Below are 14,308 nucleotides of genomic sequence, written 5' to 3' on the forward strand. Positions count from 1 at the left end.
CCCCCGGCGTAGCGGTTCACAGGTCCACGGAGAGCGGGCCGCGCGGCGGAGCCGCGCTGGGCGCCCGCGCACTCTCCGCGCCACCTCGTCAGCGCAGCCGGGGCGCAGGGGCCCCCGGCGCAGCGATTCCGAGGTCCTGGGAGAGCGGGCCGCGCGGCGGAGCCGCGCTGGGCGCCCGCGATTAATCAATGATTAACAAGATCGTACAACTGGCGCTGCGCAACCGCTTCCTGGTGCTGTTGCTGATGGTGCTGCTGGTGATCGGTGGCGTGGTGTCGTTCAACAACATGCCCGTCGAGGCGTACCCCAACCTCTCGCCGCCGATGGTGGAGATCATCACCCAGTGGCCGGGCCACAGTACGCTGGAAATCGAACGCCTGATCACCCGGCCGCTCGAGCTGGCGATGAACGGCACGCCCGGCCTGGTCTACATGCGCTCGATCTCGCTCTACGGCCTGAGCGACATTACGCTCACCTTTGAGGATGCGACCGATCCCTACTTCGCGCGCCAGCTCATCTTCCAGCGCTTCGCCGACGCCACCCTGCCCACCGGCGTGACGCCCACCATGTCGCCCCTGTCGCCGCCCAGCGGCATCATTTACCGCTACGTGCTCGAAAGCCCCGACCGCAGCGCGCAGGATCTGCACACCATCGAAAACTGGACGCTGGCGCGCGCCTACAAATCCATCCCCGGCGTCGCCGATGACAGCAGCTTCGGCGGCACCACCATGCAGTATCAGGTGCTGCTCGATCCGGTGCGCCTGGCCAACTACCATGTCACCGTGCCGCAGGTGATGGCGTCGCTCGCCGCCAATAACGCCAATACCGGCGGCGGCTTTTACTCCCAGGGCGGGCAGTTCTACTACGTCCGTGCGCTGGGGCTGGTGACCAGCACCCAGGACATCGGCGATATTGTGGTGGCCAGCAACAACGGCGCGCCCGTCTACATTCACGACGTCGCGCACGTGGACATTGGGCATGCGCCGCGCCTGGGCGAGTTCGGCTTCAATCACACCGATGACGCCGTCGAAGGTGTCATCATGCTGCGCACCGGCGCGCACACGCAGGATGTGCTCAAGACGGTCGAGGCGAAAACCGCCGCGCTCAACCGCGAGCTGCCTCCGGACGTCAAGGTCCACGCCTTCTACGACCGCACCGGCCTGGTGAACCTCACCATCAACACCGTCGAGGACAACCTGCTGCACGGCATCATTCTGGTGCTGATCATCCTCATCCTGCTGCTGGTGAGCGTGCGCGCCGCGATCATCACCGCCCTCACCATCCCGCTGGCGCTGCTGTTCTCTTTCATTTTCCTGCACGCCTGGGGCATCTCCGCGAACCTGCTCTCCATCGGCGCCATCGACTTCGGCATCATCATCGACGGCACCGTGATCATGATGGAGAACATCTATCGCGAGCTCGAAGAGCACCACGGCCAGGACTACAAGCTCACCGAACTCATCCTTACCGCCGCCAAGGACGTGGACCGGCCGATCTTCTTCTCCGTCGCGGTCATGATCGCCGCCTACCTGCCCATCTACGCCCTCACCGGTGAAAGCGGCAAGCTCTTCCGCCCCATGGCCGACACCATGGCCATGGCGCTGGTGGGCTCGCTCATCATCACCCTCACCCTGGTGCCGGTGCTGTGCTCCTACTGGTTCAAGGGCGGCATCAAAGCCACCGTCAACCGGCCGCTGGAATGGATCAAGCGGGGTTACCGCCAGCAGATCGCCTGGTCGGTCGAGCACCCCACGCCGGTGCTGGCAATCGTGGTCCTGCTGTTTATCGGCTCGCTGCTGCTGGTGCCGCACATCGGCGGCGAGTTCATGCCCCACATGGACGAGGGCGCGCTCTGGGTGCGCGCCACCATGCCCTACTCCATCTCCTTTGAAGAAGCCAGCCGCATCTCGCCGCAGATCCGCCACATCCTGTTGTCCTATCCCCAGGTCACCGACGTGGGCAGCGAGCTGGGGCGGCCCGACGACGGCACCGATTCTACCGGCTTTTTCAATGACGAATTCTACGTTGGTCTGAAACCCTACAACGATCCGAGCTGGCAAAAAAGCTCCGCGCACACCAAGCAGGAACTGATCGACAACCTGGAAAAACGCTTTGCCGCCTTCCCCGGCATCATCTTCAACTACACCCAGCCCGCCGAGGATGCCGTCGATGAAGCCCTCACCGGCCTCAAGAGCGCACTCGCCGTCAAGGTCTTCGGCCCCGACCTGCACACCTTGCAGGATCTCGCCATCCAGGTGCGCAAAACCCTGTCCACCATCCCCGGTTATACCGACTTGACCGTGGTGAAAGAGCTGGGCCAACCCAGCATCGCGGTGCAGATCAACCGCGCCGCCATCGCTCGCTACGGCATCAACGTCAACGACGTGGAAGCCGTCGTCGAGGCCGGCGTGGGTGGCAATGCGGTCTCCCAGGTCGTGCATGGCGAAGAGCTGTTCGATATGGTGGTGCGCATGGAGCCGCAGTACCGCAGCAGTCCGCAGGCCATCGGCAGCCTGCTGGTAGCCGGCCCCGGCGGCCAGGAGATCCCCCTCCGCGAGCTGGCCGCCATCAGCGAACAGGACAGCCCTTCGTTCGTCTACCGCGAAAACAACGAGCGTTACATTGGCGTGCAGTACAGCATCCAGGGACGCGACCTGGAGCATGCCGTGGATGCCGGCAAGGCCGCACTCGCGCAAAACCTGCACCTGCCCCAGGGCTACCGCTTGGTCTGGGGCGGCGAATACAGTGAGTATGTAGCCGCGCGCCAGCAGATCTCCGTCGTCGCTCCGCTGGTGCTGTTGCTCATCCTGCTCATTCTGTTTGCCCTCTACGGCAACTTCAAGTTCCCCATCATCATCATGATTTCCGTGCTCCTCACCCTGCCCGAAGGAGCGCTGTTCGCACTCTGGGCGACGGGCACTGCCTTCAGCGTTTCCTCCGCCCTGGGCCTGCTGGCCGTCACCGGCGTGGCCGCGGAAGAAACCGTCATCCTGGTTTCGTACATCAACAAGCTGCGCTTGCAGGGCGAGGAGATTACGCCCGCCTCGGTGAGCGCGGCGGTTTTGCGGCTGCGGCCCATCCTGATCACCGCCCTGGTCGCCTGCCTGGGCCTGCTGCCGGCGGCGTTGTCCCACGGCATTGGCAGCGATACCCAGCGGCCTTTCGCGCTGGTGATCGTCTCCGGCATGATCTCCACCCTCGTGCTGGGGCTGTGCATCAACCCCATCCTCTACAAGCTCGCGGCCCGCAAAGGCGACGCGCTCCAGGTCTGACGGCGCGCCCGGCCAGGCTGGGGCTACCGGGGCCCCAGCCTGGCCGGGCGTAAGCGGGTCGCGTGGCGCAGCCACGCGCGGCCACGCGCCTGTCGTATGATGGCGGTATGTGGCGCCGCCTGCCTCTCTTCTGGTTTGTGATTGCGCTTGCCGCCTGGGCACAGACCCCGCAGCCGTTCGCGCCGCTGACACAATGGGAAACGGCAGTGCGCGCCGGCAACCCAGCCGCCGTAACGGCGATGTACTCGGCGGCGCCGCTGCCTGAACTCATTGTCTCCACCGGCGTCATCAGTGACGTGCCGCGCGAGGCCACTTTCTGGGCCACCTGGGAGAAACAGGGCCTCACCCGCCTGGCCATCACCCCGATCGTGAGTCGCGCGCTGGGCCCGGACCTGCATGCCGTCGGCTTTGAAGCCGGCATTTACTTCACCAGCCGCTCCGGTCCGCACAGCTTTTATCTATTCGTCCAGCAGACCTGGCAGAAGCAGGCCGCGGGCTGGCGCATCATCAGCGGCGGCCGCACCGACCTGGCGCGGCTCCGCCAGCCGACCTCGCTCACCGGGCCGATCTACTCCAAATCCGCGGATGCGCACCAGCAAATCGCCACCGCCCTGGCGCAAGCCCGCACCCAGCACAAACTGGTGCTGCTCGATTTCGGCGGCAACTGGTGCTACGACTGCCACGTCCTCGACTTGGCGTTTCAGCGTTCCGATCTCGCGCCGCTGCTGACCTCCGACTACATTCTGGTCAATGTGGATGTGGAGGAGTTCAACTACAATCTTGACATCGTCAAGCAGTACGGCCTTTCGATCATGCAAGGCGTGCCCATGCTGGCGATCCTCAGTGCCGGCGGCAAGGTGCTGGCCAGCAGCTCGAACGGCTCGCTCCAGGCCACGCGCGGCCTCGGGCCGCAAGACCTGATCCGCTTCCTCGCCGACTGGCAGCCACCAGCCCAAAAAGGCTGAAGGCTTAGCCAAAAGGCGGGATCCCGGCCGGAGTTCCACCCCCACAGAAGTCGCCGCATCTGCCGCAAGGGTGCAATCAGGGTCTCCCGAAAGAAGCAATCTGCTCGCGTACTACGCGGCACTAGGGCTGGTCCTGGCCGCGGCGATTGCTCCCCTGTGGATGGTCTCCTTCCCTGGGATGATTGACTACCCTTCGCACCTGGTCCGCTGCTACATCCTCGCTCACTTCGGCTCAAACCCCTTCTGGCCGCACTTCTACCGCGTCGAGTTCGGACCGATCCCGAACCTGGCCATGGACGTTATCGTCACGCCGCTGGCGCACTGGCTGCCGATTGTGGTTAGCGGCCAGATCTTCCTCACCCTGCTCGCGCTGGTCTACGTCCTGGGCTGCAGCGAGCTGGCACGCGCCGCCTGGGGACGGCCGCAATGGCTGGCGCTGGTGGCGGGCCTGACGCTGTACAACGCCACGCTGCTCTGGGGGTTTGTGAACTATCTGTTCGGGCTGGGGCTGTTCTTTCTGGTCTTCGCGGTCTGGCTCCGGCTCCGGCGGCAGATGACTCCAGACGCGGGGGCCGGGCTGGGGCTCCCGGGGCCCCTGGCCCGGCCGAGCGTCAAGCGGGTGGCGTGGCGCAGCCACGCCAGGCCCCGCGCCAGTCAATGCCGGTTCGCGCTGCTGTGCGGCTTGGGAACGCTGGTGTATCTGGCGCATCTTGCCGCCGTAGCCGTCCTGGGCGTGGCGTGCGTCACCGTAGCCCTGATGGACTGGTGGCCGCAGCGCGGCCGCGGTCCGGCGTGGCAATCTTTGCTGTGGCAAACCGGCTGGCTTGGTGCTCCGGGGCTGCTGCTGCTGTTTGGCTACTTGCAACGTAACGGCCGGACCGGACGCATCGGCGGCTACACCCTGTGGCACAAAATTGCGGCCCTGTTCACGCTGGTACGCAGTTACAACGTACGTTCCGACGCCGCCATCACCCTCGGCCTGGCCGCCTGCGCCGTGGTACTGCTGTGGCATTGCCGTTGGCGCCGGGAGCTGGTCGTGGCAGGACTGGTGCTGCTGGGCTGCTGCCTGGCGATGCCAAACCGGATCCTGACTTCCCAGAACGCCGATATCCGGCTTTCCGTTCCGGCCTTTGTGCTGCTCATCTTGGCGGTACGGCCGCGCTGGGGACGCCTGCAGGCAGCCGCGCTGTGCCTCGCTCTCGCGCTCCTGGGCCTGCACATCGGGCTGATTGCACACACCTGGCGTGGCTTCAACGCGCGCGCCCGGGACGTGCTGGCGCTGGGAGAAAAGCTGCCACCGGGCGCGCGCGTCGATGTACTGGAAGACGTCGTCTTCACCGGCCCGCTCGCCAACAAGTGGGATTTCGAAGTGCCCAAAATTCTCGATTACTGGAGCGTGAGCCGCGGCGCCTACGAATCGAATGTATTTGCCCAGGCGGGACAACAGCCCCTGATCAAACGCACCCGCTTCCGCAACTGCTGGCCGGGTACGGATCCCGGTTGTCTGAGGAATTTCGACTACCTGGTGACCCTCAACCCTCCGCCAACCCTCCAGCGGCAGGCGCAAGCGCTGGGCGTGCCGGTGGCGCGCTGGCGGGGCGACACGCTCTGGCGGTTGCGCCTCCCGTAAGGCTAGAGCAGTTTTAGCATCGCTGTAGCCCGCACCGGGCGTACCGCATGCGGCTTTTCACCAAGAAAAGCCGCACGCACTCGACCAGAGCGGGACACATCCACGCTAAAACTGCTCTAATGCAGCAGCGCACGGAAGGCGTCGCCCCAGCGCGGCGCCAGCACCTGCCGGTCCCAAAGCGTCACCATGTCGTGCCGGGCTTGCCGTGCGCGCGCCCGGGCTTCGTCGCGGTGATCGAACACCTGCCGCATGAGTTGCGCCAGATGCTCGGCGCTGGGTTCGGCCCAGCGCTGCTCGAGATAGATTTCACGGTCGGAGGTGAGCGGCACCTCGACGACCCTTTCGATATCGATCAGGTAACTGTTCTGGTCGTTGAGAAAATCCGTCTGCCCGCTCCACCGCGTCGCCAGCACTGGCAATTGCGCAGCGGCAGCTTCCATGTACGGCCGTCCCCAGCCTTCGCCTCGGCTGGGCAACACGAAGGCATCGGCCGACGCATACAAGCGGGGCATGTCCTTGGCAGGCAGCAGGCCGCAGAGCAACAGAATCGGCGGAATGTCCTGCAGCCGCAGGCCCATCTGCTCCTCCAGCACCCATACCAGGTGCTCTTCCAGATCGCATCCCGGATCGTCGAACCTATGCACCTTGAGAATCAGCGCCACATCCTCATCCGGGCGGAACGCCTGGCAATAGGCCCGCAGCAGCACGTCCGGCCCCTTGCGGTCGAGCCAGTCGAAAACAGACAGAAAGTTGAAACCTCGCCGCTCGGGAATCGGCAGCGGCGCCAGCCCGGGGCGGTAGCGCCGCGTATCAAGCCCCTCGGGCATCACGCGCAGCCGGCGCTCCGCCACGCCACCGCGGGCAAACGAATCACGGTTGAAGGTCGACGGCACCCAAATCTCATCGAGCGCGTTGCAGCGCTCTGCCCAGCCCGGCGGCAAGGCGTCAGTCTCAAACGCAGTGCGGCCAATGCGCACCCGCGCTTCCAAGTCCAGCAGGAAATCCCCCGGCGGCGCGCACTGGTACAACACGCTCTCCGTCAGCGCCAGGTTCCGGCGCTGCAAGCGGGCCAGCTCCCGCCGCCGCTGCGGCGGCAGCAGGCCCTCGCGATCTTCCTGCAAGCCGATGGGCACCACCTGCAAGGGCAGCGCCTGCTGTTCCAGTCCGGCCAGCACGTCCTGGTTGCCGTCGGCATACCCGCTGCCTCCGTAAATCGCAGCCCGGAAGACAATGCCACGGCTCATGCGCGCGCGCTGGCCGCCAAGCGCGGGCCGGGCGGGGGCTCCTGGGGCCCCCAGCCCGGCCGAGCGTCAAGCGGGCCGCGTGACGCAGCCACGCCCGGCCCCGCGCCAGCCGAAGGCGCCGTGAGGGCGCAAGCCGCTTCGCCCGCGATCCAGGTCTGCAGGCCGCTGTCTTCAAATGTGAACTCACGGATGACGCAGCCATGCTCGCGCAGCGCCGCTTCGACTTCCAGCCGCCGCTCGAAGTCACAATAGAACGTCATATAGCCGCCGCCTCCGGCGCCGTTCAGCTTGCCGCCCAGCGCGCCCGCGCGGCGCGCCGCTGCGTACAGCCCGTCGATGCGCCCATTCGAAATCTGCGGCGACATGCGCTTCTTGCATTCCCAGCACTCGTGCAGCAGCTTACCGAAGTCGTTGAGCCGCCGGCTCAACAGCAGATTCTTCATCTCCACCGCCAACTGCTTCTGCCGCCGCAAGCTGTCGAGGCTGCGGTGCTCGCCACGGCGGTAGCGCTCGGTCTGGTCGGCGAGGATGCCGTCGGCCACGCGCGTGTCGCCGGTAAAGCAGAGCACCAGATTGTGCTCCAGCTCGTTGCGGACGCCAATCGGCAGCCGCAGCGGGTTGACCAGCACCTCGCGGCCGTCGAACTCCATGAAATTCCAGCCCCCATAAGCCGCGGCATACTGATCCTGAATGCCGCCGGGAATGCCCAGCTCCTGACGCTCCAGTTGCCACGCCAGCGCCGCCACGGTGGCTTCGTCCAGGCTGAGGCGGCGGAATTCGCGCATCAACCCCATCACCGCCACCATCAGGCTCGAAGAAGATCCCAGCCCCGAACCCGGCTTGGCATCGGTATGCAGGTAGATATCGAATCCCCCGCAGCCCTCCCCACCCAGCTTGCGGATCGCAGCCTTGGCCAGATCGAGTTGCCCGTCATAGGTCAAGGGCGCGCCCGGCGCGTAATCCAGCGCGATCCCGAGATCGGCGGAGCGCAGATGCACCTCGTCGTCGCTGCGCGGCGACAGCGTGCCAAAGGAAAACATATTGATGGTAGCGCTCAGAACGCATCCACCCTCAAATTCCGGAAACGGCGGCACATCGGTACCACCTCCGGCAAAACCCAATCGCAACGGCGCTTTCGCTCGGATTAGCACAGGAGTCTCCACGTACGGCGCCGGCTTTCTTAGCGCATCCTAATCTGCGCACGGCGCTCCGCCCTTCTCCTTGCAGGAAGCGGGCCAAACTGCCACGCAGCCCAGGGTGGCCCCCGGCGTGCTCATGGAAAGCCGGAGAATACCCTATGTCCCTGGCCGCTGCAGTTGCTCCAATCCCCGCACCCTATCCGCGTGAGCGCCATGGCTTCCGCCTGCGGTTTATCCGCAGCCTGCCGCCCGGCGCCCAGGTGCTTGACGCCGGCTGCGGCACCTTCAAGACCCTGTTGCGCCTGCAGGCGGAGCGGCCTGACCTGCGTTTCACGGGCGCCGATGTCACGGATTATTCGCGGCAGTGTCCGCCGGCCGTGGGCTTCGCCTGCCTGAATTTCGAGCACCAGCCTTTGCCTTGGCCCGACGCGAGTTTCGATGCCATCTTCTGTTGCCACGTACTCGAGCACGTTGCCGATCGCATGCTCATCCTGCGAGAATTCGCCCGCGTGCTGCGGCCGGGTGGCCGCATCTACCTCGAGGGACCCAGCGTACGCAGCCTCTTTCTGCCCTCCATGCCCAGCCTCCCCTCGCGCCAGCGGGGCAACGCCATCGGGGATGACCTGAATTTTTTTGACAACTTCACCCACGTGCGGCCCCTCTCGCGCCGTGGCCTCCAAATGTTCCTGCAAATGGCCGGATGTATTTGTGATGCCTCCGGCCCGGTCCGCCACCTGCAGAAGACGCTGGCCGCCCCCGCACTGCTCGTCGCCGGGCTGGTCGCCCGCCGCCGCCGCTGGGTGTGTATGGCGCTCTGGGAGCTGGTGGGCTGGAGCGTGTACGCGATGGGGACGAAGGCGGGTTAAACCGCGCTGCGGGCGCGCTCAATCGCCGCGCTCAGGCGGTCCAGCGCTTCAATCGCATCGGCCAGAAAGCCCGCCCGCGCGGGGTCATCGGCGGGTAATTGCTGCACCAATTCCAGGCTGCCGCGCGCCGCCATCAGCGGCTGGCTGAGGTCGTGACAAAATTGCCGCAAACTGGGTTCGCTCATTGTTCGGCAGCCATCGGCGCCGGTTCACCCAATTGATAGCCGACGCCGCGAATCGTGCGGATGAGCTTGCTGTCAAAGCCGCCATCAATCTTGGTCCGCAGGTAGTTGATGTAGACATCCACGACGTTGGTCGAGCTGTCAAAGCCCAGATTCCAGACGTGCTCGATGATCATCGCCCGCGTCACCCGCCGGGTGTGATTCAGCATCAGGTATTCCAGCAGCGCGAACTCTTTCGGCGTCAGCTCAATCGCCTTGCCCGCACGCTGCACGCTGCGCTCGATCCGGTCCAGCTCCAGCGGCCCAACCTTCAGCCGATTGCCGCTGGTGGCCTGGCCGCGGCGCATCAGCGCCCGGATGCGCGCACACAACTCAGAAAAAGAAAAAGGCTTGACGATGTAGTCGTCCGCGCCCAAATCCAGCCCCTGCACCCGTTCTTCCACCTTGCCATGCGCGGTCAGCAGCAGCACTGGCAGGCTGGCCTTGCGCTGGCGCAGATGGCGCAGCACCGCAAAGCCATCGCGCGTCGGCAGGCTCACGTCCAACAGTACGGCATCGAAATCGTAGCGCTCCGCCAGCGCCTCGGCTTCCTCGCCGTCACCCGTCCACTCCACGGCATAGCCTTGCGTCTCCAGTCCCTTGCGCAGGAACTTGGCGAGTGACACGTCGTCTTCAGCAACGAGAATCCGCATGGCGCTAACTGGCGCGTGAGACATGGGTGTCCCTCGCGCCAACTGTTCCACAGCGTAGCGCATGAATTCGGCATTGCGCAAGCGACGGAAGTCACTTCCCGGATACCGGCGGAGGCCCAGGGCCTCTCGGCTCCCCCACCACGACCAGATCCACCCGCCGGTTTTGCTGCCGCCCGGCCGTGGTGGCGTTGCTGGCAATCGGATGATACTGCGCGTAGCCCGAGGCCGATAGCCGTGCCGGATCGATGTGGTATTGCATGATGAACAGCCGGACCAGCTCCGTCGCCCGCCCCGTCGAAAGCTGCCAGTTGGAGGCAAACTGGGCGTTGTGAATGGGAACGTTATCGGTATAGCCCTCGATCCGCAGGTTGTTGGGCAGCCGCGCAACCATAGTGGCAATCTTCGCCAGTACGGGCAGGGCATTGGCCCGGATCTGCGCCGACCCACTGTCAAAAAAGCCCAGCTCTTCCAGCCGGATCACCAGGCCCTGCCGCGTCAGGTGCAAGGACACCGTCCCGTGCTTAATCTCGGGCTTCAGCTCCGTCTGCAATTGCCGCTGCAGGGCCTCGAGCGGTTGCAGCGTCGCATGCGCCGAAGCCGAAGCGGCTGGCGACGGCGTAAGGTTCAGCTTCGTGCTGGCGGGCGTGAACACGCCCATCTGTGTAAACGCCGACTGAATCGCCTGCGCCATGGCTACTTCCTTGCTTTGGTCGGCGCGCGAGGAGGCGTACATCACCACAAAAAAGGCGAACAACAACGTGATGAAATCGCCGTAGGAGATCAGCCAGCGTTCATGGCTGGGTCCACCATGATCTGTAACCCGGCGGCGGCGGCGGTTCACGTCCGTGCCGCTTCTGCGCTGGCGGGCGCGCCCGCGGCCTGCGGCTGCTCCTCCGCGGCTGCCTTTTTCGGATCCGGCTTTTCCGCCAGATAGCCTTGCAGTTTCGTCTGCAGCATGCGTGGATTCATACCCTCCAGGATGCCGATGACGCCGTCCAGCATGATTTCGTGCATCAGCTCTTTCTGCCGCTTGCGCACCCGCAGCTTGCCCGCGATAGGCAGGAAGAATAGATTGGCGCTGGCGACGCCGTAGACGGTTGCCACGAAGGCCACCGCAATGCCGCGTCCGACTTCATTGATGTCGTTCAGGTGCTGCATCACCTGAATCAGGCCGAGGATGGCGCCAATAATGCCAATGGTGGGCGAAAATCCTCCCGCGGCATCGAAGATCTCGGCGGAGCGGCCGGCCACTTCGGAGTGATTGCTCATCTCCCGCTCCATATTTCCCCGTAGCTCCGCCGCCTGCGTGCCATCGACGGCCAGCATCAGTGTCTTGCGCAGGAAGGGCTCCGGAATGGAGTCCAGGTCCTTATCCAAAGAGACGATGCCGTCCTTGCGGGCCTTCTGCGCGTAGCCCACGATGCGGTCGATGAGGGCGCGCAGGTCGGCATCGGCATAGAAGAAGGCCTTTTTCGCCTCGCGCGCGCCGCGCATCACTTCCTCCAGCGGGAACTGCAGCATCACCGCACCCAGCGTGCCGCCAAAGACGATCATGGCCGCCGTGGGCTGCAGAATTTGAAAGATATTGCCGCCATCCAGGGTGAGGCCGATCAGGATGCCGGCCACGGCAATGAATATGCCCAGAAAGCTACTGCGGTCCATGGCTTTCCTCCCCCTCCGGCGGCGGCACAATCACGATGGAACCGCGCGTCTGCCCTTCGGCGTGCCGATAGGCGCTGATGCGCCGCAGAATCTCCGCCGGCGGCTCGATGACCGTCAGTTTTTCGTCCGTGATCAGGGTAATGACCGTGTCATGCAGTTGCTCAATGGTCTTGATGAGGTCGGCATTCAGGATCAACTCCTGCTGGTTCAGGCGCGTGAGAGAGATCATGGTAGCCTTCGTCTCCCTTATCGGCAGCCCCGCCCCCGACTTGAGCCAGTTCTTAGAACTTCCTAATCTCCTCTGGCCCCTGCCCCCTGGCCCCTGACCCCTGAATTGGTCCTCCAGATGCTTAGTAACCTGCGATGACGCTAGGGCTTTCCATGATCGTGCGCGACGCCGAGGCCGACCTGCCCGCCTGCCTCGCCAGCGTGCGGGGCTGGGTCGATGAAATCGTGGTGGCCGATACCGGCTCGCGTGACGGCAGCCGCGAGTGCGCCCAGGCGCTGGGTGCCCAGGTACTCGAAATCCCCTGGGAAGCCGATTTCGCCCGCGCCCGCAATCGGGCCCTCGCCGCCATGACCACCGACTGGATTCTGGTGCTCGATGCCGATGAGCGCCTCGAACCCGGCCCCAAGCCGCGCTGGCAGGCGCAGTTCACCCGCGGCGCCGACGCCTTTCAGGTCACCATCCGCAACTATGTGTCCTCGCTGCAGGCCCGTATCTGGGACCGTCCGGCGCAGCGCAACGACGGCGCCTGGGAAGAGGCAGCTTCCTACCCCGGCTTCATCGAGCACCAGAACGTCCGCCTCTTCCGCCGCCATCCCGATCTTTACTTTGTCGGCCGCGTGCATGAAAGCGTGGGCCCGCGCGTGGCGCCGGCCGGGTTGAAGCTGGGCGAGGCTGCGGGCCGCATTCATCACTTCGGCATGGTTTGCACGCCCGCGAAGATCGCGGCCAAGAACATCCTGTATCGCGATCTGGGCCGGCGCAAGGTGTCCGAGCAGCCCTCCGATCCGCAGGCGCACTTCGAGCTCGGCCTGGTCGAGCGCGACAACTTTCATAATGATGCCGAAGCCCTGCGCTGCTTCGAGCGCGCCTTGCGCCTGCAGCCCGGTTTCGCGGAAGCCTGGTTTTTCGCCGGCGCCTGCCTGGCGCGGCTGGGCCACGCCCAGGAAGCGCTGGGCTTTTTCGAACAGGCCGCGGCGCGCGGTTGCCGGGCGCCGCAATTGCCCGAATTTGTCGCCGACGCGCGTTATAACCTCGGCCAGTTCGCGGCCGCCGCCGAGGGCTATCGCGGCGCCGCGCCCGCGCTGACGCCGGCACTCACCGGCAAACTGGGCCTCGCCGAATTGCGTGCCGGCCGCCGCGCCACCGGGCTGAAGCATCTGCGCGCCGCCGTCGCCGCTGCTCCCGAGCTGGAAGAAAACCACGACCGCCTCGCCACCGCCCTCGCCTGGATGGAAGACTGGCCCGGCGCCGCCGAAGCCCTGCGCGCCCGCATCGAGTGCTTCCCCGCCGCGCCCCAAGGCTACCTGCGCCTCGCCGCCTTGCTGGTGCGGCGCGGCGGCCTCGACGAAGCGCAGCTCTGGTTGCGGCGCGGCCTGCGCACCACTCCCGAGGACCCGCAATTGCGCCAGGCCTGGCGTGAATTGCAGCACACGCTCGCGGGGGTATTAAAGCCCCTTCCCGCCGGGGCCGATAACCTGCCTGTAAGCGGAAAACTTCCGGAGCCGGTTTCGCGGCTAAAGCCGGGAGTGAATCCGCTCACAAAGGAGCGTTTTTTATGTCGATGAGCATTTTGAACAACATCCCCGCTTTAGCCGCGCAGAACGCCCTCAGCGTGAATCAGGCCAATTTGCAGAGCACGCTGTTCCAGCTTTCGACCGGCAAGCGTATCAACAGCGGCGCGGACGATGCCGCCGGCCTGGCCATTGCCAATGGTCTGCAGGCCAACATCACCGCGCTGAACCAGAGTTCGCAGAACGTCAACGACGGTATCGGCCAACTGCAGGTGGTGGATGGCTCTCTCGGCCAGGTCACGAACCTGCTCAACCGCGCCGTCACGCTGGCGACCGAAGCCAGCAACGGCACTGAGACTTCCACCCAGCGCAGCGCCCTGGACGCCGAATTCACCAGCATCAAAAATGAGATCACCAATATCGGCGCCAATACCAACTTCAACGGCTCGAACGTGTTCGTGTCCAGCACCACGTCGATCTTCCTCAGCGATGCCAGCAGCAACTACACCATCGGGATGACCGTGGGCACGCTCAGCTCCAGCAACATTCAGGGCGGTTCGACCTCCGGTCTGACGGCGGTGAACCTGTCGACCGACAACCTGACCACTTCCGCCGGCGCCACCACCGCGCTGACCGACATCAATAAGGCCATCACCAACGTCGCCAGCAAGCGCGGCGAGGTGGGCGCCACCGTCAACCAACTGCAGGCGGCCACCAACGTGATCAGCACGCAGATCCAGAACCTCACGTCGGCGGAAAGCGGCATCATGGATGCCAATATTCCCCAGGTGGTCGGCCAGATGTCGCAGCAGAGCATTCTGGCGCAGACCGGCGTGGCATCGCTGGCGCAGGCCAACTCGATGCAGAGCTTGGTCCTGAAGCTGATTCCGTAACGGGATCGGCGCCATAGGCTTGC

General features: G+C 65.1%; 13 protein-coding genes. 6 read left to right on the forward strand and 7 right to left on the reverse strand.

The window, feature by feature from the left end; genetic code table 11:
- Positions 1-188: 188 nt before the first annotated feature.
- The 3 genes from EPN33_05285 (at position 189) to EPN33_05295 (ending at position 5,867) form a co-directional block, all read left to right on the forward strand.
- A complete protein-coding gene (locus tag EPN33_05285) occupies positions 189-3,272 on the forward strand; it encodes an efflux RND transporter permease subunit (GenBank protein ID TAN22913.1) in 3,084 nt (1,027 codons plus the stop codon).
- 62 nt (positions 3,273-3,334) lie between these two features.
- Complete coding sequence (locus EPN33_05290; protein TAN22914.1) at positions 3,335-4,237, forward strand: thioredoxin family protein; 903 nt, start codon at positions 3,335-3,337, stop codon at positions 4,235-4,237.
- A gap of 178 nt (positions 4,238-4,415) precedes the next feature.
- Positions 4,416-5,867, forward strand: a complete 1,452-nt coding sequence (locus tag EPN33_05295) for a hypothetical protein (GenBank protein ID TAN22915.1) — start codon at positions 4,416-4,418, stop codon at positions 5,865-5,867.
- Positions 5,868-5,983: 116 nt separating this feature from the next.
- Here the strand turns inward: EPN33_05295 and EPN33_05300 are convergent, their stop codons facing one another.
- Both EPN33_05300 and EPN33_05305 read right to left on the reverse strand, forming a co-directional pair.
- On the reverse strand, positions 5,984-7,111 hold the full coding sequence (locus tag EPN33_05300) for a glycosyltransferase (protein TAN22916.1): 1,128 nt from the start codon (positions 7,109-7,111) through the stop codon (positions 5,984-5,986).
- Positions 7,108-8,262 (reverse strand): GHMP kinase, encoded by a 1,155-nt coding sequence (locus tag EPN33_05305; protein TAN22917.1) that lies wholly within the window; start codon positions 8,260-8,262, stop codon positions 7,108-7,110. The genes EPN33_05300 and EPN33_05305 overlap by 4 nt, the downstream gene beginning before the upstream one ends.
- A 146-nt stretch (positions 8,263-8,408) precedes the next feature.
- Here EPN33_05305 and EPN33_05310 point away from each other — a divergent pair, with 146 nt between their 5' ends.
- Positions 8,409-9,116, forward strand: a complete 708-nt coding sequence (locus EPN33_05310; protein TAN22918.1) for a class I SAM-dependent methyltransferase — start codon at positions 8,409-8,411, stop codon at positions 9,114-9,116.
- Here the strand turns inward: EPN33_05310 and EPN33_05315 are convergent.
- The 5 genes from EPN33_05315 to EPN33_05335 all read right to left on the reverse strand — a co-directional run bounded on the left by EPN33_05315 (position 9,113) and on the right by EPN33_05335 (position 11,881).
- On the reverse strand, positions 9,113-9,301 hold the full coding sequence (locus EPN33_05315) for a hypothetical protein (protein ID TAN22919.1): 189 nt from the start codon (positions 9,299-9,301) through the stop codon (positions 9,113-9,115). The genes EPN33_05310 and EPN33_05315 overlap by 4 nt on opposite strands.
- On the reverse strand, positions 9,298-9,990 hold the full coding sequence (locus EPN33_05320; GenBank protein TAN22920.1) for a response regulator transcription factor: 693 nt from the start codon (positions 9,988-9,990) through the stop codon (positions 9,298-9,300). Before EPN33_05320 ends, EPN33_05315 begins: the two co-directional genes overlap by 4 nt.
- 91 nt (positions 9,991-10,081) lie before the next feature.
- Entirely contained in the window at positions 10,082-10,831 is a 750-nt protein-coding gene (locus EPN33_05325; GenBank protein TAN22921.1) for a flagellar motor protein, read from the reverse strand.
- Positions 10,828-11,652: a flagellar motor protein gene (locus EPN33_05330; protein ID TAN22922.1), complete on the reverse strand. Its 825-nt coding sequence runs from the start codon at positions 11,650-11,652 to the stop codon at positions 10,828-10,830. Before EPN33_05330 ends, EPN33_05325 begins: the two co-directional genes overlap by 4 nt.
- The gene (locus EPN33_05335; GenBank protein TAN22923.1) at positions 11,639-11,881 is read right to left on the reverse strand and encodes a flagellar protein; all 243 of its coding nucleotides are present in this window, start codon (positions 11,879-11,881) and stop codon (positions 11,639-11,641) included. The genes EPN33_05330 and EPN33_05335 overlap by 14 nt, the downstream gene beginning before the upstream one ends.
- A gap of 134 nt (positions 11,882-12,015) precedes the next feature.
- Between EPN33_05335 and EPN33_05340 the strand changes: the two genes are divergently transcribed.
- Positions 12,016-13,446, forward strand: a complete 1,431-nt coding sequence (locus EPN33_05340; GenBank protein ID TAN22924.1) for a glycosyltransferase — start codon at positions 12,016-12,018, stop codon at positions 13,444-13,446.
- Positions 13,437-14,285, forward strand: a complete 849-nt coding sequence (locus tag EPN33_05345; protein TAN22925.1) for a flagellin — start codon at positions 13,437-13,439, stop codon at positions 14,283-14,285. Before EPN33_05340 ends, EPN33_05345 begins: the two co-directional genes overlap by 10 nt.
- Positions 14,286-14,308 lie beyond the last annotated feature (23 nt).

The sequence above is a fragment of the Acidobacteriota bacterium genome, from assembly GCA_004299485.1.
Classification (GTDB): domain Bacteria; phylum Acidobacteriota; class Terriglobia; order Terriglobales; family SCQP01; genus SCQP01.

Excerpts from the sequence above, each read along its gene's own strand:
- EPN33_05330 (TAN22922.1), bottom strand. The coding sequence starts at position 11,652 with ATGGACCGCAGTAGCTTTCTGGGCATATTCATTGCCGTGGCCGGCATC.
- EPN33_05335 (TAN22923.1), bottom strand. The coding sequence starts at position 11,881 with ATGATCTCTCTCACGCGCCTGAACCAGCAGGAGTTGATCCTGAATGCC.
- EPN33_05310 (TAN22918.1), top strand. The coding sequence starts at position 8,409 with ATGTCCCTGGCCGCTGCAGTTGCTCCAATCCCCGCACCCTATCCGCGT.
- EPN33_05300 (TAN22916.1), bottom strand. The coding sequence starts at position 7,111 with ATGAGCCGTGGCATTGTCTTCCGGGCTGCGATTTACGGAGGCAGCGGG.
- EPN33_05345 (TAN22925.1), top strand. The coding sequence starts at position 13,437 with ATGTCGATGAGCATTTTGAACAACATCCCCGCTTTAGCCGCGCAGAAC.
- EPN33_05295 (TAN22915.1), top strand. The coding sequence starts at position 4,416 with ATGATTGACTACCCTTCGCACCTGGTCCGCTGCTACATCCTCGCTCAC.
- EPN33_05340 (TAN22924.1), top strand. The coding sequence starts at position 12,016 with ATGACGCTAGGGCTTTCCATGATCGTGCGCGACGCCGAGGCCGACCTG.
- EPN33_05320 (TAN22920.1), bottom strand. The coding sequence starts at position 9,990 with ATGCGGATTCTCGTTGCTGAAGACGACGTGTCACTCGCCAAGTTCCTG.
- EPN33_05315 (TAN22919.1), bottom strand. The coding sequence starts at position 9,301 with ATGAGCGAACCCAGTTTGCGGCAATTTTGTCACGACCTCAGCCAGCCG.
- EPN33_05285 (TAN22913.1), top strand. The coding sequence starts at position 189 with ATGATTAACAAGATCGTACAACTGGCGCTGCGCAACCGCTTCCTGGTG.